This window comes from Cellulosimicrobium cellulans, assembly GCF_001722485.1.
Taxonomy (GTDB): domain Bacteria; phylum Actinomycetota; class Actinomycetes; order Actinomycetales; family Cellulomonadaceae; genus Cellulosimicrobium; species Cellulosimicrobium cellulans_A.
Genome location: NZ_LWGL01000013.1, coordinates 18,127 through 40,397 on the forward strand (window position 1 = coordinate 18,127; position 22,271 = coordinate 40,397).

Genomic DNA, 22,271 nt, shown 5'->3' on the forward strand with positions numbered 1-22,271 from the left:
CCCGGGGCCCTCGGGTGGGTCAGCGGAAGCGCTGCACCGCGAGCGGAGCGGCCTCGGCGAGCGCGCGGACGGCGGGGTGGTCGGCACCGGGGGCGCCGCCCGCGAAGACGTCGCGCAGCGGGCCCGACGCGACGAAGGTCCCGTCGGCGAGCACGTGCACGGTCGGGCACATGCGCTCGACGAGCTCGAGGTCGTGCGAGACAAGCACGACGGCGGTCCCCAGCTCGGCCGTCGTCTCGCGCAGCCGCCGCACGACGTCACCGCGCATCGCCGGGTCCACGGCGGTCAGCGGCTCGTCGAGGAGGAGCGCGCGCGGCCGGGTGGCGAGGGCGACGGCGAGCGCGAGCCGCTGCTTCTCGCCGCCCGACAGGGACTGGATCGTGCGCGGCGCGTGCCGGGGCTCGAGCGCGACGTCGACGAGCAGGTCCGCGACCGGCCGCCCGTTCGCCCGCCCGGCCTTGCGGGCCTCCGTGAGCGCGGCCGACAGGGTGCGGTCGACGGTCCAGCGCGGGTCGATCCCGACGCCGGCGAGACCGTCCTGCGACACGCGCCGCACGTCGGCCCGGAACACCTTCTTGTCCCGGCGCGACAGCTTCGACACGGTGCGGCCCTCGTAGGTCGCGTGCCCGCCCGTCGGCCGGACCAGCCCGACGAGCGAGCGCAGGACGGTCGACTTGCCCGCGCCGGACTCGCCGACGATCCCCACGGGCTCGGCGCCGGGCACGACGTCGAGGTCGATCCCGCGCAGGACGTCGGGCCCGCCGTAGCCGGCGGCGAGGCCGGCGGCGCGCAGGATCGGGGGCGTGGCGGTCGGGCTCATGGTCACCTTCTGCTCGGTCGGCTCGGGGCGGCGCTCGGTCGCGCGTGCCCCGCACGGTCCGACGAACGACGGTACCCCCCGGTTCCGCGACCCGTCCGGATCCACCCGTCCGGCGGCGCCGGTGCGGCCCCGCGACCGGCGCGGACGCGCCGGACGGGCGATGTGCGAACGCTCGTCCTGGCACGATAGCCTGGACCGTCGTACAGGATCCTCGTGACCAGGTGGTCCATCGACGCTAACGCTGGCGCCCCCGCGCCGCGAGGACCGGAGGACTCGCGTGACCAGGACGGTCGACAACGACGGGCTCCTCGCGCCCGGTGAGCCGGTCGACCTCGAGAACTGCGCCCGCGAGCCGATCCACGTCCCTGGCATGATCCAGCCGCGCGGCATGCTCCTCGTCGTGCGCGAGAGCGACGGCACGGTCCTCCAGGTGTCGGCGAACACCGCGGCCTTCCTCGGCGCCGAGCCTGAGGACCTGCTCGGCGGGTCGCTCGCGGCCGCGGTCGGGGACGGCGCCGCGGCGACGATCCTCCACCACGCGACCACGGGGGACGACCTCACGGTCCGCAACCCGCTCACCGTCCGGCTCGAGGGCCGGGGCGCCGAGCGCGACGTCGACGCCGTGCTCCACCGCCCGCCGCTGCCCGAGGAGGGCCCCGGCGCGGAGCGGGTGCTCGTCGTCGAGCTCGAGGCGGCCGCGGGCGAGCGGCCGCTCACGTTCCGCAACACCTACCTGCTGGTCCGCCGCGCCCTGCGCGACCTCGAGCGCGCCGCGACGCTGCGCGAGCTGTACGACGACGCCGCACGGCACGTGCGCGACCTCACCGGCTTCGACCGCGTGATGATCTACCGCTTCGACGCCGAGTACAACGGCGAGGTCGTCGCCGAGGCGCGGCGCAAGGACCTCAACTCGTTCCGCGGGCTGCACTACCCGGCGTCGGACATCCCGCCGCAGGCCCGCGCGCTGTACGAGAAGAACTGGATCCGCCTCATCGCGGACGTCGACTACACGCCCGCGCCGGTCGTCCCCACGGACCTGCCCACGACGGGCGCGCCGCTCGACCTCACGTACTCGACGCTGCGCAGCGTGTCGCCCATCCACCTCGAGTACCTGCGGAACATGGGCGTCCGCGCGTCGATGTCGATCTCCCTGCTGCGCGACGGCAAGCTGTGGGGCCTCATCGCGTGCCACCACTACTCGGGCCCGCACGAGCCGCCGTACGAGGTCCGCACCGCTGCCGAGTTCCTCGGCTCGGCGCTGTCCGTGCGCCTCGTGGGCCAGGCCGAGCAGGAGCGCGACGCCGAGGTGCGCCGCGCGGAGAGCGTGCTGGCCCACCTCGCGGCGGACAGCCGCGACGAGGCGGCCCCGCTCGGCATCGCGATCACGCGGTCCGGCTGGCTGCGCCGGCTCGTGCGCGCGGACGGCGCGGCGGTGGTGGCCGAGGGCCGGCTGATCTCCGTCGGCAGCGTGCCCGACGACGACGGCTGCCGCGCGCTCGTCGCGTGGGTGCTCGCCCAGGGCGAGGAGCTCGTCGCCACCGACTGCCTGGCGCGCGACGCGCCGGACGTCGCGTCCATGGCCCCCGACGTCGCGGGCCTGATGGGCATCGTGCTGCCCGACGGCCAGGTCGTCGTCTGGGTGCGCGACGAGGTGCTGCGCCACGTCGACTGGGGCGGCGACCCGTACAACAAGGCGATCGCCTCGCGCGAGGGCGACACCGTGCGCCTGAGCCCGCGCAAGTCCTTCGACCGCTGGCGCGAGGTCGTGCGCGGGCACAGCCGGCCGTGGACGCCCGACCAGGTCGACTTCGCGACGGCGCTGCGCGGCCACCTCGTCGAGGCGCTGTACGTGCGCGGGCGCAAGGACCTGCGCGCCACCGAGTCGCTCCAGCGCAGCCTCCTGCCCGCGATCCTGCCCCAGGTCGAGGGGTGGTCGATCCAGTCGCGCTACGAGGCGGCCGGCGACGGGTTCGTCGGCGGCGACTGGTACGACGCCCTCGCGCTGCCCTCAGGGCAGATCGCGCTCGTCGTGGGGGACGTCACCGGGCACGGCCTGCAGGCCGCCGCGACCATGGGCCAGCTGAGCACGACCCTGCGCGCCGCGCTCGTGGACACGTCGTGCGCCTCGCAGGCGGTGTCGCGGCTCGCCGAGTTCGCCCGGTGGACGCTGCCCGGGGAGGTCGCCACGCTCGCGGTGGCGGTGCTCGATCCCGCGACCGGAGTCGTCGAGCACGTGTCCGTGGGGCACCCGCCCCTGCTCGTCGTCGAGCCGGACGGGAGCACGCGGTGGGCCGAGCCCGCCGCGGTGCCCCCGCTCGGCCTCGTGGACGAGGCGCCGGTCGTCAACCGGCTCCAGGTCGCGCCCGGCGGGGCGCTCGTGCTGTACAGCGACGGTCTCGTCGAGCGGCGCGGGGAGTCCATCCGCGACGGTCTCACCCGGCTCGCGGGGGTGTGCACGGGCGGCGTGCTCGACGCCGACGCCATCGTCACGGCCGCGCGCGACCCGCGCTCGGCGGACGACGCGACCCTGCTGGTCCTGCGCCGCGACGCCTGAGGGCCGCGGCGAGCACGGCCGGGGGTCGGCCGGGTGCGCTCCCCTCAGCCGAGAAGCGCGAGGGCGCTGCGCGCGCTCGCGCCCGCGCGGAACAGCGGCACGACGAAGCGTGCCCAGACGTGCTTCTCACCTGTCGTCGTGCCGAACCAGCCCACCTCGCGGGCGGTGCGCCGCGCGAGCTGGAGGCCGAACCCGCCGGCGCCCGGGGGGCGGTGGGCGTCGATCACGGGCGGCAGCTCGGGGGAGTGGTCGACGACGTCGACGACGAACTCCCGGCCGTCGCTCAGCAGGCGCAGCATCGCGGGCGGGCGCCCGTGGCGCAACGCGTTGGTGGCGAGCTCGCTCGCCACGAGGACGACGCGCTCCGGCACGGCGTCGAGGTGCCGGTCGGGCGGTAGCGGCGACCCGGTGAGCACCCGGTGCAGCTCCGCGCGCAGCTCGGCGAGGTCTCCCATCGCCGCGAGGCGCCACGAGCCGATCTCCACGAACCGGTCCGGGATGACGGACCGGTCGATCGTCACCGCGACCCCTCGAGGTCGAAGAGGGTCACGACCCCGCTGAGGTCGAGCAGGTCGCGCACGCGCTGCGGGGTGCCGAGGAGCGCGGGCTTGCCGGTGCCGGCCGTCGCGGCGTGGTAGAGCAGGCGCAGGCCGCCGGAGTCCATGAACGTCACCGCCGACAGGTCGATCCGGATCCGTCCGGCGGCCGACTGCGCGTGGCGGACCAGCTCGTCCTCGTGGCGAGCCTGCACGGCGGCGTCGATCTCGCCGTACATCACCCAGAGAGCCCCCTGGTCCTGCACTGTCACACCGCTGTCGGTCACGGGCGCGCCTCCTCCGCGACACCCGGGACGGTCCAGGGTGCCAGGAGCCTACGCTACGCAATCCGCGCGCCTTGCGCCCGTCCGTCCGCGCGCGACACCCCGGGACGACGACGGCCACCCGCCGGCGGTGCCGGTCGGGTGGCCGTCGTGGGGCGCCTCGCGTCAGCAGGAGCGGGCCGGGAACCCGACCTCGCGGGCCGCGCCGCCGTCGACCGACACGGAGACCGTGCCGGCCGCCACGGACGCGCTGCGGGCCGCGAACGCGTGGTACGCGTTGCGCCCCGGCGCGACGTCGGCGAACGAGCGCGAGCCGTACGGCGTCGTGACCTCGAGGTCGACCGGCGCCTCGCCGTCGTTCGTCACGCGCACCGCGACGTAGACCTTGCCGGCGAGGCAGCGGGTCTCGGCGGTCGCGGTGACCGGTGCCAGCGCCGCTCGATCGGTCCACGCGAGCGTGTAGGTGCGCTCGGTGCCGTCCTCGGCGGTCACGCGGACGGTCGTCGTGCCGGGCACCGCGTCGGCGGGCCGCACCGCGACGGTCGCGTACGGGTCGCGCGGGCTCGCCTCGACGGTGGGCACGTCGCCCGCGGCGACCTCGTACGCCGTGACCTCGGGGTCGAAGCCCGCGAGCGGCTCGCCGTCGACGGTGATGCCCGCCGCCGCGGCGTCCGTCCCCGAGCCCGGGACCTTGGCCAGGACCTCGATCTCGGAGACCACCATGTGGGTGTTGTCGCGCGCGGTGAGCACGACGCGGACCGCGGACGTCCGCACGTCCGCCGGGATCTCGACCGCGGGCGAGGGGCCGCTCGGTGCAGCGTCGACGGCGACGGGCTGGCCCACGTCCGTCCACGTGCCGCCGACGAGCGCCTGAAGCTGCACCGTCCGCGCCCAGGTGGCGCTGGAGCCGTCCTTCCAGAAGCGGGTCACGACACCGGTGACGTCGCGCTCCTCCGGCAGCGTGACGGTGAGCGTGTCCGACGTGCGCTTCGTGCCGGAGAGCCAGTTCGACCACGCCTTGTCGGTGAGGTTGCCGTTGACGACCCCGGCGACGGAGTAGCCGGGCTCGGTGAACGTCGCACTCGCGGTCGTGCCCGGTGCGAGCGCGCCGTTCGCGGACGCCGCCTCGGTCACCTGGACGCGGACCGTCGCGGGCAGGGTCTCACCCGACCCCGCGTCGGCGGTGCCGGTGAGCTCGACCACGCCGACCGCGTCGAACGCGCCCTCGGGCGCGGCGTCCCACTCGACCGGGCGCTGGACCTCGGCACCGCCCGCGGCGACGGCCGTGACGGTCGCCGGCAGCTCGGGCGTGCCGCCCGCGTACGCCTTCGCGCGCGCCGGCAGCGTGCGCTCGAGCGTGTCCACGACGACGGTCGCGGTCGCCTCGGCGGAGCCGCCGGTGGGCAGGGCCACCGTCCCGGAGACCTCGACGGTCCCGGCGGTCGCCCACGCGTCGTCGGACGGGACGTCCCACGTCACGGGGAGCTCGCCGCGCGCGCCGTCGCGGTACACGGGCACGACCGAGCCCGGGAGCGTGGGCGCGGTGCCGGGCGTCGTGAACGCCTCGACCGGCTCGGTGCCGAGCACCGTCTCGTCGACGACGCGCCAGCGCTGGTTCGCGCCCGAGTTGGCCAGGTACGTGCCGACGGCGGAGCCGTCCGCCGTCGCCTGGCCGCCGACCTCGAGCAGCGTCTTCGAGAAGGCGTTGACGAGCGTGTAGGTGCCGTCGCCGGTCGTGGACAGGATCCACTGCGCGGCGAGCGGGGTGTCCGCGACATCGGCCGGGGCCGCCGTGAGCACGGGGGAGGTGTCCTCGGCGACCGCGAGCTGCTCGCCCGTCGCCGCGTTGGTCACGGCGTACCGGGTCCGGTTCGTGCCCGAGCCCTCGGAGGCGCCGAGCGCGGTCAGGCGCCACGCCTGCTCCGCGACGGGCGCGTCGGTGCGAATCACGACGCCGTCGCCGGTCGCCGCGGGGGCGAGCGAGCGGTCCGCCTGCGCGCCGTCGATCCGGTAGACGTGGCCGTCCTGGACGAGGGCCGCGTCGTCGGCGACGCCCGAGACGCCGTCGACGACGAACGTCGTGACGGACTCGGCGGGCACCGTGAGGGTCGCGCTCGGGCCGGCGTCGCCGGTCGCGGGCGTGACGGCGACGGGCTCGCCCTCGACGAGGTAGCCGGACGCGCTCGTCGTGACGGGGGTGACGGTCGCATCGGACCCGACCGCACCGAACTTCGACAGGTCGAGCGTGACGGCGCGCTCGGCCTTCGTGGCGTTGACGTGCACGACGGCCGCCGACTCGTCGTCCTGCGAGATCGCGGCGGTGCTGTTCGCGTCGTCGGAGCGGACGAGGCGGTCGCCCGGCTCGATGTAGTGCGTGAAGTTCTGGGTCGCCCAGTACTTCGTGTTCGTGTAGATGGGGCACGTCTCGAGCGTGTCCTCGGCCGTGCAGTCGAACGGGATCTGGATCTCGCCCCAGTTCATGCCGTCCGCGCTCTCGCCGCCCGGCGCCATGTTGGTGTAGTCCTCGACGGGCTGCCAGAACACCCACGCGTCCGGCTCGAGCTCGCGCAGGTCGTCGACGATGTGCTGGGCGCTGCCGAGGCCGGACTCCATGGTCTCGAAGTCCTGGCCGGTCGAGCTCCAGTTGCCGCCGACCTCGCTCATCCACAGCGGCTTGTCCTCGCCCTTGGCGATGTCGCGCACCGTGGTGCGCTGGCCCGTGCCGTAGGTGTGGACGTTGAGCTGCGCGACCTGGTCGCGCACGGACTGCGGGTAGGAGTTCCAGTTGCGCGCGAACGTGCCCGGGTTCGTCTCGTCCATCGCCGAGATCACGGCGTCGGTCTCCGCGTCCTCGAGCGCCGAGGCGAGGGCCGGGATCACCTGCTGCTGCAGCTCCGGTCCCATGTGGGCGCCCTCCTGGCGGCCCCCGGTCGGGTTGCCGTCGGCGCCGAGCTGGGTGCCCCAGTAGTTCGTGTTCGGCTCGTTGAACGGGTCGATCGTGTCGACCTCGATGCCGTGCGCGTCCTCGAGGCGCTCCGTGACGCCCACCATGTAGGCGGCGAAGTCGTCGATGCTCTCCGTCTTCAGCTGGTCGGCGTTCGGGTCGAACCCGCCCGAGACGTAACCGCTGACGGTCATGAACCACGGCGGGGAGTTGCTGAACGTCTCCCAGTGCGTGACCTCGTCCTTGATGCGGTCGACCCACCAGCGCTGCGTGGCGTCCGCGCCGGAGTCCCAGTGGTCCGGGTTCTCGGGGTCCCACCAGTCGACGTCCTCGCGCGTCGTGCCCTCGGGAGCCTTCCACCAGCCGTCGACGGCGCCGCCCGCGCGCAGGTACGGCGGGACGTCCGGCGCGTTGCCGCCGCCCACGTTGTAGCGCGCGATGTTGAGGTTGAGGCCCTCGTCGCCGAAGACCATGTCGGCGAGCTTCTCGCGGATCTCGTCCGGGTAGTCGCCGGTGGCGTTGGCGAACCACACGAGGCTCGTGCCCCAGCCCTCGAACGGGGCGCCGGCGTAGGACGGGTCGGGCGTCACCGTGACGCCGGGGACGTCGGCGGCAGCAGCCGCTCCAGCAGTGCCGACGGTGCCGACGGTGCTGAGCGGGGCGGTGGGTGCTGCCTGGGCGGGGACGGCCGCGAGGGCGCACCCCGCGACGAGGGCCCCCGCGCCGAGTCCCGCGCCGAGCCGTGCGCCCAGCGGCCTGCGGGGTGGGCCACCCCGTGTCGTGCGGTCGATCCTGGTCCGGCTCATCGCTGAGCCACCTCCTTCGCGTCGCTGCGAACCGGTGGCGTGCGTGCCACCGGGTGCGGGTGGTTCCCGCGGGGATCTGGGGGCGGGCCGCGCCCGTACGGGGAGAGCCCCGGCCTCCACGGCCAGGGCTCTCCCGCTGCGGCGGCTACCGCGTGACGGTGCCGGCCGTCGCGGCCGGGCGGCGGACGACCGCCACGCCGCGCGCGTCGAGCAGGAGCGCTCCGACGGCGGTGTCGTGCGCGCCGTCCGTGCCGTCCGTGCTGTCTGCGGCACCCGACGGCGTGAGGCGGCGTCCGACGAGGACGTCGCCCGCGACGTCCGGCACCTCGACCGGCTGCGCCGTCCGGTTGACGAGGAACCAGAAGTCCTCGGTGCCGTTCGTCCGGACGGCGAGCTCGACGAGGCCGCGCGCCGCGGCGGGCAGCTCGCTGCGCACGCCCGCGTCGTCGAGCAGCCGTGCGAGGACGGGCACGAGGCCTTCGCGGCCGAGGCGCGTCGAGACGTACGCCGCCGACCCGGTCCCGGCGCCCGTCGTCACGGGGCGGCGCGTGATCGCCGCGCGGCCCGCGTGCTCGCCGGTCTTGTACCAGCCGACGACCTCGACGGCCGGGTCGACGACGTCGAGCGGCTCGGTCCACAGGGTGGCCTCGAGCTGCTCCCCGTCCACCTCGACGGTGGCGGACTCGTGGTCGAGCAGGGGCGCGAACTCCTCGACCCGGATACCGAGCAGGTCGCGCAGCGCCCCGGGATAACCGCCGAGCCACGCGTGGTCGTCCTGGTCGACGACGCCCGAGAAGTACGTCGTCACGAGGTGGCCGCCGCCCTCGACGAAGGCCGTGAGGCGGTCGCGCAGCGCCGCAGGGACGACGTGCAGCACGGGTGCCACGACGACGTCGTACCCGGTGAGGTCGGCCGCGACCGGCACGACGTCCGCGCGCACGCCGAGGGCGAGGAACGCCGAGTACCAGTCGAGCGCCTCCTGGCGGTAGCGCAGGCGGTCGGTCGGGTGCGAGTCGAGCTCGCTCGTCCACCACGAGTCCCAGTCGAACGCGATCGCGGCACGCGCGGGCGCCTGGTCGCTGCCGGCGACGGGCGCGAGATCGCGCAGCGTCGCGCCGAGCGCGACGACGTCGCGGAACAGGCGCGAGTGCTCCCCGGCGTGGGGGACCATGCCCGAGTGGTACTTCTCGGCGCCCGCCGCGGACTGGCGCCACTGGAAGTAGCAGACCGCGTCGGCGCCGTGGGCGACGTGCGTGAGGGAGTCGCGCGCGAGCTCGCCCGGCTTCTTCGCGACGTTCACCGGCTGCCAGTTCACCGCGCTCGTGGAGTGCTCCATGAGGAACCACGGGCGGTGCCGGGCGATGCCGCCGGTGAGGTTGGCGGAGAACGACAGCTCGTCGAGCGCCTGCGGCCCGGGGAGCACGTAGTGGTCGTTGGAGACGAAGTCGAGCTCGTCGGCCCACGCGGCGTAGTCCATGCCCTTCGTCTCGCCCATGACCATGAAGTTGGTCGTCACGGGGACGTCGGGCGTGGCGCGGCGCAGGATGGCGGCCTCGGCGCGCAGGTACTGCTGGAGCGCGTCGGACGAGAACCGCTTGAAGTCGAGCTGCTGCGTCGGGTTCGGGTGCGACGCGGCGAGGCGCGGCGGCAGGATCTGGTCCCAGTCGCTGTAGCGCTGCGACCAGAACGCGGTGCCCCACGCGGCGTTGAGCGCGTCGAGCGTCGCGTACCGCTCGCGCAGCCAGGTGCGGAATGCGGCGGCCGCGTCGTCGCTGAAGTCGTAGACGTTGTGGCACCCCAGCTCGTTCGACACGTGCCAGGCGACGAGCGCCGGGTGGTCGCCGTATCGCTCGGCCATGCGCTCGACGAGGCGCAGCGCGTGCTCGCGGAAGACCGGCGACGTCGGGCGCCACTGCTGGCGCGCGCCCGGCCACAGGGTCTCCCCGGTGCGCGTGCGGGGGAGGATCTCGGGGTGCTTCGTCGTGAGCCACGGCGGCGGGGACGCGGTCGCGGTGGCGAGGTCGACGGTGATGCCGTTCTCGTGCAGCAGGTCCATGACCTCGTCGAGCCACGCGAAGTCCCACGTGTCCTCGGTCGGCTGGATCCGCGCCCAGGAGAAGATCGCCAGCGAGACGACCGTGACGCCGGCCTCGCGCATGAGGCGCACGTCCTCGTCCCACACCTCCCGGGGCCACTGGTCCGGGTTGTAGTCCGCGCCGTAGGACAGGCCCGACGGCGCGTGCTCGTCCGGGCGGGCCGGGTCGCCGGGGCGCGCGTGCGGGCCGGGGCGCCGCAGCCAGCGGTGAGGGACGGGGCCGTCGGCGGGGGCCGTCGGGCGGTCGGTGGGGGTCGACACGATGAGGTGCTCCTCGGGGTGGTGCTCGGACGACGGCGTCGTCGCGCCGTCGGGCGGTCACCGGTGGCCGGGCCCGGGGGTCCGGCCACCGGCGGGCGTCACTCGTTGACGGTGAAGCCCTGCTCCTTGCCGTACGCGGCGGAGGCGTCCTGCCAGTCCTGCAGGCCCTGGGTCAGCGGCGTGCCGGAGACGTACGCCTGGCCGACCGTGTCGTTGAAGATCGAGTTCGCGTACACCTGGAACGGCAGGTACGACCAGCCCTCGACGACGTTCGTGGCCGACTCGGCGAGGACCTCGTTGATCCTCTGGCCGCCGAAGTACTCCGACTCGTAGGACTGGAACTCCTCCGACTCGAGCTCGGCCGTCGTCGCCGGGAAGGCGCCGCCGTCGACGCGCGTCTGGACGCCGTCACCCGCGTTGGCGTACTCGAGGAACCCGTAGGCGAGGGCCTGGTTCTCGCTCGCGGCCGGCACCGACAGCGCGGAGCCGCCGTTCTCGGCGCTCGCCGAGGCGCCCTCCTCCCACTGCGGGAGCGGCGCGACGCGCCACTTGCCGGCACCGTCCGGCACGCCGGACTCGAGGTTGGCCGGCATCCACGCGCCGATCGCGAGCGTCGCGATCGTCCCGTTGCCCAGGCCCTGGTACCACTCGTCGCTCCACGAGCTGACGGGGGCGAGGAGCTCCTCGTCGATGAGCGTCTGCCACGTCTCGGCGAACTTCGTGCTGCCCTCGTCCGCGAGGTCGATCGTCACGTCGGTGCCGTCGACCTGGAACGGCTGGCCGCCGGCCTGCCAGATCAGCGACGTCGCGAAGCCCGCGTCGCCCGTGTCGTTGGTGATGTAGACGTTCGGGTCCGCGGCGTGCAGCGCGCGGGCCGCCTCGACGAAGCCGTCCCACGTCGTCGGCACCTCGATGCCGTGCTGCGTGAAGAGCTCCTCGTTGTAGAACAGGGCCATCGGGCCGGAGTCCATCGGCAGGCCGTAGATGCCTTCGCCCTGCTGGACCGCGTTCCACGGGCCGGGCGTGAACGTCCCGTCGAGCTCGTCGGCGCCGAACGACGACAGGTCGGCGACGGCCTCGGAGAGCGCGAACTGGGGCAGCGCGTAGTACTCGACCTGCGCGACGTCGGGGACGCCCTTGCCGGCCGCGATCGCGTTCTGCAGCGCGGTGTACTGGTCGTTGCCGGTGCCCGCGTTGACGAGCTCGACGTCGACGTTCGGGTACTCGGCCTCGAAGTCGGTGACGACCTGCTCGAGCGTGGGCTCCCAGGCCCAGACGGTCAGCGAGCCGCCCTCCTCGAGCGCGGCCGCGACGTCGTCGGCGGAGCCACCGCCGCCGGAGCCGGAGTCGCCGCCGCCGGAGCAGGCGGCCAGGCCGAGGGCCACGACGCCGGTCGCGGCGACGGCCCGCAGGGTGCGGGTGGTGCGGATGGACATGAGGGTTCCTCTCACTTCGTCGTCAGACGGATCTGGGGGTGTGCAGGGCGAGGAGGGCGGCGTCGTCGCACGACGCGGCCGAGGAGGCCGCGCAGGCCCGGACCGGGCCCGCGCGGCCGCGAGGTCACTCCTTGACGGAGCCCGCCGCGAGGCCGGACTGCCAGTACCGCTGCAGGAGCAGGAAGGCGACGACGAGCGGCAGGATGGTCAGCAGCGACCCGGTGATCACGAGGTCGAAGATCGCCTCGCCGCCCGCGGTGGCGGCCTGCGCGTTCCACGCGTTGAGGCCGAGCGTCAGCGGGTACCAGGTCGGGTCCTTGAGCATGATCAGCGGCAGGAAGTAGTTGTTCCACGTCGCGACCATCGTGAAGAGCAGCACGGTGACGATGCCGGGCGCGAGCAGCGGCAGCGAGACCTGGAAGAACGTGCGGAACTCGCTCGACCCGTCCATGCGCGCCGCCTCGAGCAGCTCGGTCGGGATCGCCTCGGCGGCGAAGACCCACATGAGGTACAGCCCGAACGGCGAGATGAGCGACGGGATGATCACGGCCCACGGCGTGTTCGTCAGGCCCATCTGGCTGAACATGAGGAACGTCGGGACGGCGAGCGCCGTGCCGGGCACCGCGACCGCGCCGATGACGACGGCGAACACGCCGCGCTTGCCCGGGAAGTCGAACTTCGCGAGCGCGTAACCGCCGAGGATGGCGAGGAACGTCGCGCCGCCCGCGCCGAGGACCACGTACAGGACCGTGTTGAGGAACCAGCGGCCGAAGATGCCGTCGTCGTACGTCAGCGTCCGCGCGACGTTGTCGAACAGCGCGAAGTCGCCGCTGAACCACAGGCCGAAGGACGAGAAGAGGCTCGACTGCGTCTTCGTCGCGTTGACGAAGAGCCAGAACAGCGGGACGAGCGAGTACAGGAGCACGATCCCGCTGAGGACCGTGAGGAGCGTGCTGCGGCGGGGCCGGGCGACGCTGTGCGGCTTGGCCGAGCGCAGGCGGGCGGGCTTGCGTCCGGTGGGCCGGGCGGCGGGCACGGACGTGGTGGGAGTCGTCGCGGTCACGGTCAGGCCTCCTTGCGCATGCCGCGCAGCTGGACGACGTAGGCCACGATCATCGTGAGGACGCCCATGATGATGGCGACGGTCGCCGAGTAGTTGTACTGCTGGCCGGAGAACGACAGCGAGTACGCGTACAGGTTCGGGGTGAAGTACGTCGTGATGGCGTTCGGCGCGAGGCTCTGCAGGATGCTCGGCTCGTTGAAGAGCTGGAACGAGCCGATGATCGAGAAGATCGTCGCGATGACGAGCGAGCCGCGGATCGCGGGGATCTTGATGGCCCGCACGACCTGCCACTGGCTCGCGCCGTCGAGCTCGGCCGCCTCGTACAGCGACGTCGGGATGACCCGCAGCGCCGAGTAGAAGATGAGCATGTTGTAGCCGACGAACTCCCAGGTCACGATGTTGCCGATCGCGAGGAGCACCCAGTCCGGCGAGAGCGGGTTGGGGATGGACGTGCCGAGCGCGTCGTTGATGTTCCCCACGAGCCCGAAGCGCGTGCCGTACATGAAGCCCCACATGAGCGTCGCGACGACGGCGGGGACGGCGTACGGCAGGAAGATCGAGATGCGGAAGAAGTTCTTGCCGTACAGGCGGCCGCTGTCGATCGCGAGGGCGACGAGCAGCGCGATGCCGAGCATGATCGGCACCTGGACGAGCAGGAAGAGGCCGACGCGCGAGACACCCGACCAGAACTGCGGGTCGGAGAACGCCCGCACGTAGTTCTCGACGCCCACGAACTGCGTGCCGCCCACCATCTGCGTGCGGAACAGGCTCAGGTAGATCGAGTACGCGATGGGCGCGAGGAAGACGAGCGCGAAGACGGCCATGAAGGGGCCGATGAAGCCCCAGCCGATCCAGGATCGCCGTCGCACCCGGCGTTCGCCGGAGGCGGGGCCGTCGACCGGTGGCACGTTCGGCGCGGCCACGGGTGGGGACGTCGTCGTCATGCTGCTTCCTCGTCCTCGGGGGCGGGCGACGTCGGTCGTCGCCACGTTGTTTGCGCAAACATCAGCATGCACGACGTTCGATGTTTGCGCAAACATGCCCTATGGTGACCCGTGACGGGGCCGCAGGGAGCCCCGCCGGACGGACCACGAGGACGAGGACCATGACCGACGGGCTCGACGAGGACGCCCCGGCCACGACGACGGCCATCGACGCGAAGCAGGGACGGGGCGCGGTCGCGACGGCCGTGCCGACCGTGCCGACCGTGCCAACCGTGCCGACCGTGCCCGAGCGGACCCTGGCGCCCCCGATCCCCGTGCGGCGCGTGTCCATGGCCGACGTCGCGCGGGTCGCCGGCGTCTCCGCGCAGACCGTGTCGCGCGTCGCCAACGGCCACCCCGGCGTCGTCGAGGCGACGCGCTCGCGCGTCCTCGAGGCGATGGCGGAGCTCGGCTACCGCCCCAACAGCGCGGCGCGCGCGCTGAAGAGCGGCACCTTCCGCACGATCGGCGTGATCCTGTTCTCCCTCGCCACGACGGGCAACGTCCGCACGCTCGAGGCGATCGCGACGTCGGCCGCCGCCGAGGGGTACGCCATCACGGTCATCCCGGTCGCCGCGCCGACGCAGAGCGGCGTGCACGGGGCGTTCACGCGGCTCGGCGAGCTCGCGGTCGACGCGATCATCCTGCTCATGGAGGTCCACCTCCTCGACACGGCGCAGGTGAGCCTGCCGCCCGGCGTGCAGCTCGTCGTCGCGGACTCCGACGCCGGCGACCGCTACGCCGTGGTCGACACCGACCAGGCGGACGGCACGCGGCAGGCGGTCGAGCACCTGCTGGGGCTGGGGCACGCCACGGTGCACCACCTCGCGGGGCCGGCGCACTCGTTCGCCGCCGAGCGGCGCGCGGCGGCGTGGCGGCGCACGCTCGAGCACGCGGGCCGCGAGGTGCCGCCCGTCGAGCACGGCGACTGGTCCGCGGCCTCGGGCTACGAGGCCGGGCTGCGGCTCGCCGCGCGCGACGGCTGCACGGCCGTCTTCGTGGCGAACGACCAGATGGCGCTCGGCCTCCTCCGGGCGCTGCACGACTCCGGTCGCCGCGTCCCCGAGGACGTGAGCGTCGTCGGCTTCGACGACCTGCCCGACTCGGGTGAGTTCCAGCCGCCGCTGACGACGGTGCACCAGGACTTCGCCGAGGTGGGCCGCCGCTGCGTCGAGCAGGTGCTGCGCCAGGTGCGGGAGAACGTGCACGAGACCGGCACGCGGCTCGTGCCCACGTGGCTCGTCCGCCGCGCGAGCACCGCGCCGCCACCGGGCGGCGCCGGCACGGCGGCCACCACCGCCGCACCCGCCGACCGCTGACCGGCGAAGGGCCGCCGCTCAGTCCTCCCTCGACGGCCGTGACGGCTTCCGCGTCGCTGCCCGCCTCTCGTGGCGCGCGCGCGACGCGTCGTGAGACTGGCGCAGGAGCCGCAGCACGAGCGCGCCCGTCCGCTCGCCCGGGTTCACGACGGCGACCCAGCCCTGCGCCGCGTAGGCGGGGTGGGGGATCAGGACGTCGGTGGCCGTGAGGTCGTCGGGCAGCCTCGCGTCGCGCGGGTCCGCCCCGACGAGCTCGCGGAACGTCGCGCGGTCGACGTGGACGTTGACGCGCCAGCGCCCGTCGCGGTCGAGGTCGCACGCGTCGTCGCCGGGGTAGTCCTTGGTGACGATCGTGCCGTACGGCTGCTCGCGCTCCGGCATCACGCCGTCGGGAGCGTGGTAGAAGAACGCGTCGCCCCACGCGAGCTCGGGGGCGCCGCTGGTGGGTCCGGGCGTGACGACGAGGGCACCGTCGAACGTCCGGACCGTGCCGATGATCTGCTCCATGTCCATACTTCGAGCATGACGTTGAAGTGCTTGCGTGGGGTCTTGCGGGGCGATCACGCGTGACGCCGGGGGACGGGTCTCCATCAGGATGTCCGCCGGGACCACCGCTGCGCACCGCCGACGTCGCCCGCGCGACGGGGTACTCCCTGCAGCAGGTGCGCGACCTCGAGCGGCTCGGCGTCCTCCCGCCCGCCGTGCGCTCGGCGCAGGGCTACCGCGCCTTCACGCCGGTGCACGTCGCCGCGCTGCACGCGTACCGGGGCGTCGCGGCGGCCGCCGGGCCGGTCGTCGCGCGGCGGCTCCTCGCGGAGCTGTGGCACGAGACCCTGGACCGCGCGGCGGCGTCCGTCGCCGACCTCCACGTCGGGCTCGCGCGCGAGCGCGAGGAGGTGCTGCGCGCGCAGGACGCGCTGCGGACGATCCGCGCGGAGCTCGCCGTACCCGCGCCCGCCGCGCGCGACGACGGCGACGCGATGACGATCACCGAGCTCGCCGAGGCGCTCGGCGTCCGGACCTCGACGCTGCGGTTCTGGGAGGCGGAGGGCCTCCTGGACCCGGAACGGGTGACGTCGCTGCGCGTGCGCCGCTACCCGCCGGGCGCCGTCGCCCGCGCGCGCGTCGTGGTGGCCCTGCGCTCGGCCGGCCACCCGGTGCCCGCGGTGCGCGACCTGCTCGCCGCGCTCGACGGCGCGTCGGGCGTCGAGCGGGCCGAGGGGGTGCTGCGCGAGCGTCTCGAGAGGATCGCGCAGCGCTCGGTCGCCCTGCTGCGCGCCGGCGCGGACCTCGCCGCGGTCGTCGAGGCCGTCGGGGGGACGACGTCGGGCTGAGCCCTGCTCAGTCGCCCTCGACCCACGCCGCGGGGTGCTCGACGACGCGGCGCAGCACCTCGCGCGCGCCGCCCGTGAGGGCGGCGTGGTCGCCGACGGGCGCGGCGTCCACGCGGACGTCGGTCCACGGCGCGGCGAGGACGCGGTCGCGCAGCTCCGCCTCGACGGGTCCGCGCAGGTGCGCGAGCAGGGGCGGGTAGATGCCGCCGAGGAGCACCGTGTCGACGTCGACGAGGTTGATGTAGTCGGCGAGCGCGCTCCCGAGCGCGCGGCCGGCGCGGTCCACGGACGCGACGGCGTCCGGGGTGCCGGCGTCGAGCGCCGCGACGAGGTCCGCCGTCTCCGCGCCGGTGCCGAGGCCAGCACCGTGCAGCAGGGCGTCCTTGCCGGCGTACTGCTCGAGGCACCCGGTCGCGCCGCAGCGGCAGCGCGGGCCGCTCGGGTCGACGACGACGTGCCCGATCTCACCGGCCCACCCGTGCCCGCCGTGGAAGAGCCTCCGGTCCACGACGATCGCCGAGCCGATGCCGACGTCGCCTGAGACGTAGAGGTACGACGGCGGCACGGGTGCACCCGCGCCGTCGGGCTCGACCCCGCCGCCCGACTGGGCGAGCGCCGCGAGCTTGGCCTCGTTGGCCACCGTGACCGCGAGCCCGGGCGCCACGGCGTCGAGGCCCAGGAGCGGGACCGGGTCGAGCCCCGACCAGCCGAGGTTCGGGGCGACGACGAGGCGGCCGGTGCGCACGTCGACCAGACCGGGCAGGGCGAGCGTCGCGCCGGCGGGGGTCATCCCGTCGGCCGTCACGGCGTCGAGCAGACCGCGCGCGATGCGCCCGAGCCGGCCGAGGACGGCCGCGGCGTCGCTGTCGTGGAGGTCGTCGGGCTCGACGTGCTCGGCGACGACCGAGCCGGCGAGGTCGACGACACGCCCGCCGAGGTAGTCGACGTTGACCTCGAGCCCGAGCCCCACGACGGTGCGCGGTGCGGGGACGAGCGGCACGGCGGGGCGTCCGGCGCGCTGGGCGGCGAGGGGCGCGAGCTCGGCGACGATGCGCGCCGCGACGAGCCGGTCGACGAGCGTCGACACGGTCGCGCGGGTCAGCCCGCTGGCCGCGGCGATGTCCGCGCGCGAGCAGGGAGTCGGGGACTCGAAGACGGCCCGGGCGACGAGTGCGAGGTTGTGCTCGCGCAGCGACGTCTGCCGGGCGGCGGCGGGACCCGGTCGGGTGGCGGCGGCGCGGTTCACGTCTTGACCCTACCGATCCTGGCGCATAAGTTCATCCGTACAACAAAAATGGTGGCGCGACCGGCGCGCCGCCGCCGAGATTCTCGAGGACGAGGAGACCACCGTGGCCGACGAGGCGACCCAGGACATCAACTTCTCCTTCGGTCTGTGGACCGTGGGCTGGACCGCGCAGGACCAGTTCGGCAGCGCGAGCCGCCCCGCGCTGGACCCCGCCGACTCCGTGCGGCACCTCGCGGAGCTCGGCGCGTGGGGCTTCACGTTCCACGACGACGACGTCGTGCCGTTCGGCGCCGACGACGCCGAGCGCACGAAGCGACTTGACGCGGTGCGCAAGGCCGCGGACGAGACGGGCCTCGTCATCGAGATGGTGACGACCAACCTGTTCAGCCACCCCGTGTTCAAGGACGGCGGGCTCACGTCGAACGACCGCGGCGTGCGCCGCTACGCGCTGCGCAAGGTGCTGCGCAACGTCGACCTCACCGCCGAGCTCGGCGCGAAGACGTTCGTCATGTGGGGCGGGCGCGAGGGCACCGAGTACGACGGCGCCAAGGACCTGCACTCCGCGCACGAGCGCTACGCCGAGGGCCTGGACCTCACCGCGGCGTACATCAAGGAGAAGGGCTACGACCTCAAGATCGCCCTCGAGCCCAAGCCGAACGAGCCCCGCGGCGACATCTTCCTGCCGACGATCGGCCACGCGCTCGGCCTCATCGCGAAGCTCGACAACGGCGACATCGTGGGCCTCAATCCCGAGACGGGCCACGAGCAGATGGCGGGCCTCAACTACACGCACGGCCTCGCGCAGGCGCTGTGGGCCGGCAAGCTCTTCCACATCGACCTCAACGGCCAGCGCTCGATCAAGTTCGACCAGGACCTCGTGTTCGGCCACGGCGACCTGCTCTCCGCGTTCTTCACGGTCGACCTGCTCGAGAACGGCTTCCCGAACGGCGGCCCGCGCTACACGGGCCCGCGCCACTTCGACTACAAGCCGTCGCGCACCGAGAACGAGGTCGGCGTGTGGGACTCCGCGCGCGCCAACATGGAGACGTACCGCCTGCTCGCGCGCAAGGCCGCCGCGTACCGCGCCGACAGCCGCGTCCAGGAGGCGTTCGAGCACTCGGGCGTCCTCGAGCTCGGGCAGTCGACGCTCGCCGAGGGCGAGTCGGTGGCCGACCTGCTCGCGGACCGCAGCGCGTACGAGGACTTCGACGTCGACGCCGCGGCGAACCGCGACTTCGGCTTCGTGCGTCTCAACCAGCTCGCGCTCGAGCACCTCATCGGCTGACGTGGCGATCCCTTCCGGGACGGTCGGCGCCGGCGGCCAGCGCGTGCTGGTCGCCGGCGTCGACACGTCCACGCAGTCCTGCAAGGTCGTCGTCCGCGACGCCGAGACCGGGGCGCTGCGGCGCTTCGGCTCGGCGAAGCACCCCGACGGCACGGAGGTCCACCCGGACGCGTGGTGGGAGGCCCTCGGCGCCGCGGTCGCGGCGGCGGGCGGCCTGGACGACGTCGCCGCGCTCGCCGTGGGCGGTCAGCAGCACGGGATGGTCGCGCTCGACGCCGACGGCAACGTGGTGCGTCCCGCGCTGCTGTGGAACGACACCCGGTCGGCCGGCGCGGCGCGGGACCTCGTGCGCGAGCTCGGCGACGGAGACGACGAGCGCGGGGCCCAGGCGTGGGCCGACGCGATCGGCTCGGTGCCCGTCGCCTCGCTCACCGTCACGAAGCTGCGCTGGCTGCGCGACGCGGAGCCGGAGAACGCGGCGCGCGTCGCGGCGGTCGCGCTGCCGCACGACTGGCTGACCTGGCGCATCGCGGGGTACGGCCCGAAGGGCGACCCGACCGCACCGCTCGGGCCGGACCTCGACGCGCTCGTCACCGACGCGTCCGACGCGTCGGGCACGGGGTACTGGGACGCGACGCGGGCGGCCTCGGGCGGCGGAGGCGGTCAGGGTGACGGCGAGGACGACGGACGGGGTGGCTACCGCCTCGACCTCCTCGAGGTCGCGCTCGGCCGCACGGACGTCGTGCTGCCGCGGGTCGTCGCGCCGTCGGCGGTCGCGGGCGTCGCGCACCCGACCGTGGCGGGGGCCGCCGTCGAGGGCGGCGCGCTCCTCGGCCCGGGTGCGGGGGACAACGCCGGCGCGGCGCTCGGCCTCGGCATGGTCGCGGGCGACGTCGCGGTGTCGATCGGGACGTCGGGCGTCGTGTCGGCCGTCGCCGACGACCGCACCGCGGACGGCTCCGGCCTCGTCAACGGGTTCTCCGACGCGACGGGCCGGTACCTGCTCCTCGCCGTGACGCTCAACGCGAGCCGCGTCCTCGACGCGGCGCGGTCCGTGCTCGGCGTCGACCACAAGGAGTTCTCGCGGCTCGCGCTCGCCGCGCCGCCCGGCGCGGACGGGCTCGTGCTCGTGCCCTACCTCGAGGGCGAGCGGATGCCCAACCGCCCCGACGCGTCGGGCACGCTGCACGGGATCCGGCTCGGCACGACGACGCCCGAGCACCTGGCGCGCGCGTTCGTCGAGGGCATGCTGTGCGGCCTCGCCGACGGCCTCGACGCCCTGCGCGCGCTGGGCGTGAAGGTCGAGCGGGTGCAGCTCATCGGCGGGGGAGCGCAGTCCGAGGCGGTGCGGCGCATCGCGCCGCAGGTGCTCGGGCTGCCGGTGACGGTCCCCGAGCCCGGCGAGTACGTGGCCGACGGCGCCGCGCGCCAGGCCGCGTGGGTCCTCGCCGCCCACCGCGCCGGGTCGGGAGGCTCCGCGGCCGGCGACGGCGGTGGTGAGGTGCCGCCGCCGGACTGGGCCGCGTCGTCCGCCACGGTCTCCGAGGCGGAGCCGGTGCCCGCGATCCGGGAGCAGTACGCGGCGGTCCGCGACCTCGTCTGACCGCCGACCACGGGGTCGGTGCCGTCATCCGCCGGATGACGGCACCGACCCCGTTCTCGTGCGCGCGGGGGACCGTGCTCGCTCGGCCGGCTGCCCGGGAGGCTCGGCTCAGGCGCCGCCGGCGAACCCCGCCTGCCGCCACGCCTCGTAGACCGCGATCGACGCCGCGTTCGTGAGGTTGAGCGAACGACGGCCGGGCTGCATGGGGATCTTCAGCTGTTCCGTCACGCGCGGGTGGGCGAGCACCTCGTCGGGCAGGCCGGTCGGCTCGGGGCCGAACAGCAGGACGTCGTCGGCGCGGTAGACGACGTCGGTGTACGTCGTCGTCGCGCGCGTGGTGAACGCGAAGACCCGCCCGGGCAGCGTCGCGAGGGCGGCGTCGAGGTCGGCGTGCACCTCGACCGCGGCGAGGTCGTGGTAGTCGAGCCCCGCACGTCGCAGTCGCGGCTCGTCCATCTCGAAGCCGAGCGGCTCCACGAGGTGCAGGCGCGACCCGGTCACCGCGGCGAGGCGGATGGCGTTGCCCGTGTTCCCGGGGATGCGCGGCTCGAAGAACACCACGTGCGGCAGGGTCGGGGACGGGCGGGCGGCCGGGTCGGCGACGTGCGGGCGCCAGTCCGTGCCGGGGTCGGGAAGGAGGCTCACGGCGTCGATTCTCGCAGCCGCGCGGTGACGACGGCCGTCCTGCCCCGTCCGGCGCGGGTGCGGTCGGCGCGGTGCTCCGGCACCCTGGCCGGGGAGCCGGAGGAGGTCGGGAGATGAGCCGCGACGAGGTCATGGCGTGGGTCGGGGCGTACGAGGCGGCGTGGCGGTCGAGCGACGCGTCGGCGGTCGAGCGGCTGTTCACGGAGGACGCGACGTACCTGCGCTCGCCGTACGACGAGAAGCCGCTGCACGGGCACGACGCGATCCGCGGGTTCTGGACCGTGGACGAGGACGCGTCGTTCACGGTGACCGCCGAGCCCGTCGCGGTCGAGGCCGACGCCGCCGTCGTCCGTCTCGAGGTGCGCTACACCGCACCGCGCGAGCAGGAGTACCGCGACCTGTGGCTGCTGCGGTTCGCCCCCGACGGGCGCGTGTCGCAGTTCGAGGAGTGGGCGTACTGGCCCGGGAAGGCGTACAGCGCGGCGGACTGACGCGGTCGAGAGGACCGAGCGGCCGGGGACTCGGGGACGCTTCAGGGCCGCAGCGCCGCGGACTTGCGTCGTAGCAGCTCGCGCTCGCGCGGGTTCGGGCACAGGCGCACGGCGAGGTCGTACTCCGCGCGCGCCTCGTCGGTGCGCCCGAGCCGGCCGAGCAGCTCGGCGCGCACGCTCGGCAGCAGGTGGAACCCGGAGAGCCGGTCGGTCGCCACGAGGTCGTCGACGATGCGCAGCGCCGCGTCCGGTCCCTGCGCCATCGCGACGGCGACCGCCCGGTTGAGCTCGACCACGGGGGAGGGGCGAGGCGGCCCAGCGCCTCGTAGAGCAGCACGACGCGCTCCCAGTCGGTCTCCTCGACGGAAGGCGCGACGGCGTGGCACTCCGCGATCGCCGCCTGCAGCCCGTACGCGCCCCGGCCGCGACCGAGGGCGTCGGCGCCGATGATGCCGTGCGCGTCGATCTCGGCCGGGCCGGCGTGGCCGACCGCCCACGCGCAGCACCAGGACCGGGCGAGCGGGACGAGCGCCTCGCGCGCCGCCGCCGTGAGGAGCTTCGAGTCG

18 protein-coding genes and 1 pseudogene are annotated in these 22,271 nt (G+C 74.4%); 7 read left to right on the top strand and 12 right to left on the bottom strand.

The genetic code is table 11. The features are described from left to right. Positions 1-19: 19 nt before the first annotated feature. Positions 20-820: an ABC transporter ATP-binding protein gene (locus JZ5iCDA_RS03020; protein WP_069385801.1), complete on the bottom strand. Its 801-nt coding sequence runs from the start codon at positions 818-820 to the stop codon at positions 20-22. Between the two features lie 277 nt (positions 821-1,097). Between JZ5iCDA_RS03020 and JZ5iCDA_RS03025 the strand changes: the two genes are divergently transcribed. Further along, on the top strand, positions 1,098-3,374 hold the full coding sequence (locus JZ5iCDA_RS03025; RefSeq protein ID WP_069385786.1) for a SpoIIE family protein phosphatase: 2,277 nt from the start codon (positions 1,098-1,100) through the stop codon (positions 3,372-3,374). Between the two features lie 44 nt (positions 3,375-3,418). On the opposite strand, the gene JZ5iCDA_RS03030 is transcribed toward JZ5iCDA_RS03025, so the two are convergent. From JZ5iCDA_RS03030 to JZ5iCDA_RS03060, 7 genes are all read right to left on the bottom strand, one after another. Then, a complete protein-coding gene (locus JZ5iCDA_RS03030; protein ID WP_069385787.1) occupies positions 3,419-3,895 on the bottom strand; it encodes an ATP-binding protein in 477 nt (158 codons plus the stop codon). Beyond that, positions 3,892-4,197 (bottom strand): STAS domain-containing protein, encoded by a 306-nt coding sequence (locus JZ5iCDA_RS03035; RefSeq protein WP_083259606.1) that lies wholly within the window; start codon positions 4,195-4,197, stop codon positions 3,892-3,894. The genes JZ5iCDA_RS03030 and JZ5iCDA_RS03035 overlap by 4 nt, the downstream gene beginning before the upstream one ends. 162 nt (positions 4,198-4,359) lie before the next feature. Next, a complete protein-coding gene (locus JZ5iCDA_RS03040; RefSeq protein ID WP_139122931.1) occupies positions 4,360-7,944 on the bottom strand; it encodes an Ig-like domain-containing protein in 3,585 nt (1,194 codons plus the stop codon). A gap of 145 nt (positions 7,945-8,089) precedes the next feature. Further along, a complete protein-coding gene (locus JZ5iCDA_RS03045; RefSeq protein ID WP_253181922.1) occupies positions 8,090-10,300 on the bottom strand; it encodes a beta-galactosidase in 2,211 nt (736 codons plus the stop codon). A 98-nt stretch (positions 10,301-10,398) separates the two neighbouring features. Next, positions 10,399-11,736 carry an ABC transporter substrate-binding protein gene (locus JZ5iCDA_RS03050; RefSeq protein ID WP_069385790.1) on the bottom strand — a complete coding sequence of 446 codons (1,338 nt, stop codon included), beginning with the start codon at positions 11,734-11,736 and terminating at the stop codon, positions 10,399-10,401. 124 nt (positions 11,737-11,860) lie between these two features. After that, entirely contained in the window at positions 11,861-12,799 is a 939-nt protein-coding gene (locus tag JZ5iCDA_RS03055) for a carbohydrate ABC transporter permease (protein WP_069385791.1), read from the bottom strand. A gap of 2 nt (positions 12,800-12,801) precedes the next feature. Further along, positions 12,802-13,743 (bottom strand): carbohydrate ABC transporter permease, encoded by a 942-nt coding sequence (locus tag JZ5iCDA_RS03060; protein WP_069385792.1) that lies wholly within the window; start codon positions 13,741-13,743, stop codon positions 12,802-12,804. 161 nt (positions 13,744-13,904) lie between these two features. Here JZ5iCDA_RS03060 and JZ5iCDA_RS03065 point away from each other — a divergent pair, with 161 nt between their 5' ends. Then, entirely contained in the window at positions 13,905-15,101 is a 1,197-nt protein-coding gene (locus JZ5iCDA_RS03065) for a LacI family DNA-binding transcriptional regulator (RefSeq protein WP_366246652.1), read from the top strand. Positions 15,102-15,119: 18 nt separating this feature from the next. Here JZ5iCDA_RS03065 and JZ5iCDA_RS03070 read toward each other — a convergent pair whose 3' ends face one another. Then, entirely contained in the window at positions 15,120-15,614 is a 495-nt protein-coding gene (locus JZ5iCDA_RS03070) for a DUF6194 family protein (RefSeq protein WP_069385793.1), read from the bottom strand. Between the two features lie 53 nt (positions 15,615-15,667). Between JZ5iCDA_RS03070 and JZ5iCDA_RS03075 the strand changes: the two genes are divergently transcribed. Next, positions 15,668-16,435 (top strand): MerR family transcriptional regulator, encoded by a 768-nt coding sequence (locus tag JZ5iCDA_RS03075; RefSeq protein ID WP_069385794.1) that lies wholly within the window; start codon positions 15,668-15,670, stop codon positions 16,433-16,435. 7 nt (positions 16,436-16,442) lie between these two features. On the opposite strand, the gene JZ5iCDA_RS03080 is transcribed toward JZ5iCDA_RS03075, so the two are convergent. Then, positions 16,443-17,681, bottom strand: coding sequence for an ROK family transcriptional regulator (locus JZ5iCDA_RS03080; protein ID WP_069385795.1), 1,239 nt, complete (start codon positions 17,679-17,681; stop codon positions 16,443-16,445). A gap of 103 nt (positions 17,682-17,784) precedes the next feature. On the opposite strand from JZ5iCDA_RS03080, the gene xylA reads away from it, so the two are divergent. Together xylA and JZ5iCDA_RS03090 are read left to right on the top strand one after the other, a co-directional pair. Beyond that, entirely contained in the window at positions 17,785-18,966 is a 1,182-nt protein-coding gene (gene xylA, locus JZ5iCDA_RS03085) for a xylose isomerase (RefSeq protein WP_069385796.1), read from the top strand. 1 nt (position 18,967) lies between these two features. Continuing rightward, entirely contained in the window at positions 18,968-20,569 is a 1,602-nt protein-coding gene (locus JZ5iCDA_RS03090) for a xylulokinase (protein ID WP_253181923.1), read from the top strand. 108 nt (positions 20,570-20,677) lie between these two features. On the opposite strand, the gene JZ5iCDA_RS03095 is transcribed toward JZ5iCDA_RS03090, so the two are convergent. Beyond that, complete coding sequence (locus JZ5iCDA_RS03095; RefSeq protein WP_069385805.1) at positions 20,678-21,139, bottom strand: tRNA (cytidine(34)-2'-O)-methyltransferase; 462 nt, start codon at positions 21,137-21,139, stop codon at positions 20,678-20,680. Between the two features lie 188 nt (positions 21,140-21,327). On the opposite strand from JZ5iCDA_RS03095, the gene JZ5iCDA_RS03100 reads away from it, so the two are divergent. Further along, positions 21,328-21,705, top strand: a complete 378-nt coding sequence (locus JZ5iCDA_RS03100; RefSeq protein WP_069385797.1) for a nuclear transport factor 2 family protein — start codon at positions 21,328-21,330, stop codon at positions 21,703-21,705. Between the two features lie 41 nt (positions 21,706-21,746). Here the strand turns inward: JZ5iCDA_RS03100 and JZ5iCDA_RS03105 are convergent. After that, positions 21,747-22,147: pseudogene (locus JZ5iCDA_RS03105) on the bottom strand (RNA polymerase subunit sigma-24); the annotation flags it as partial. Here JZ5iCDA_RS03105 and JZ5iCDA_RS19975 point away from each other — a divergent pair. Continuing rightward, the coding region (locus tag JZ5iCDA_RS19975) for a hypothetical protein (protein WP_216093391.1) at positions 22,085-22,271 on the top strand (187 nt) is incomplete at its 3' end. The pseudogene JZ5iCDA_RS03105 and the gene JZ5iCDA_RS19975 sit on opposite strands and share 63 nt — an antisense overlap.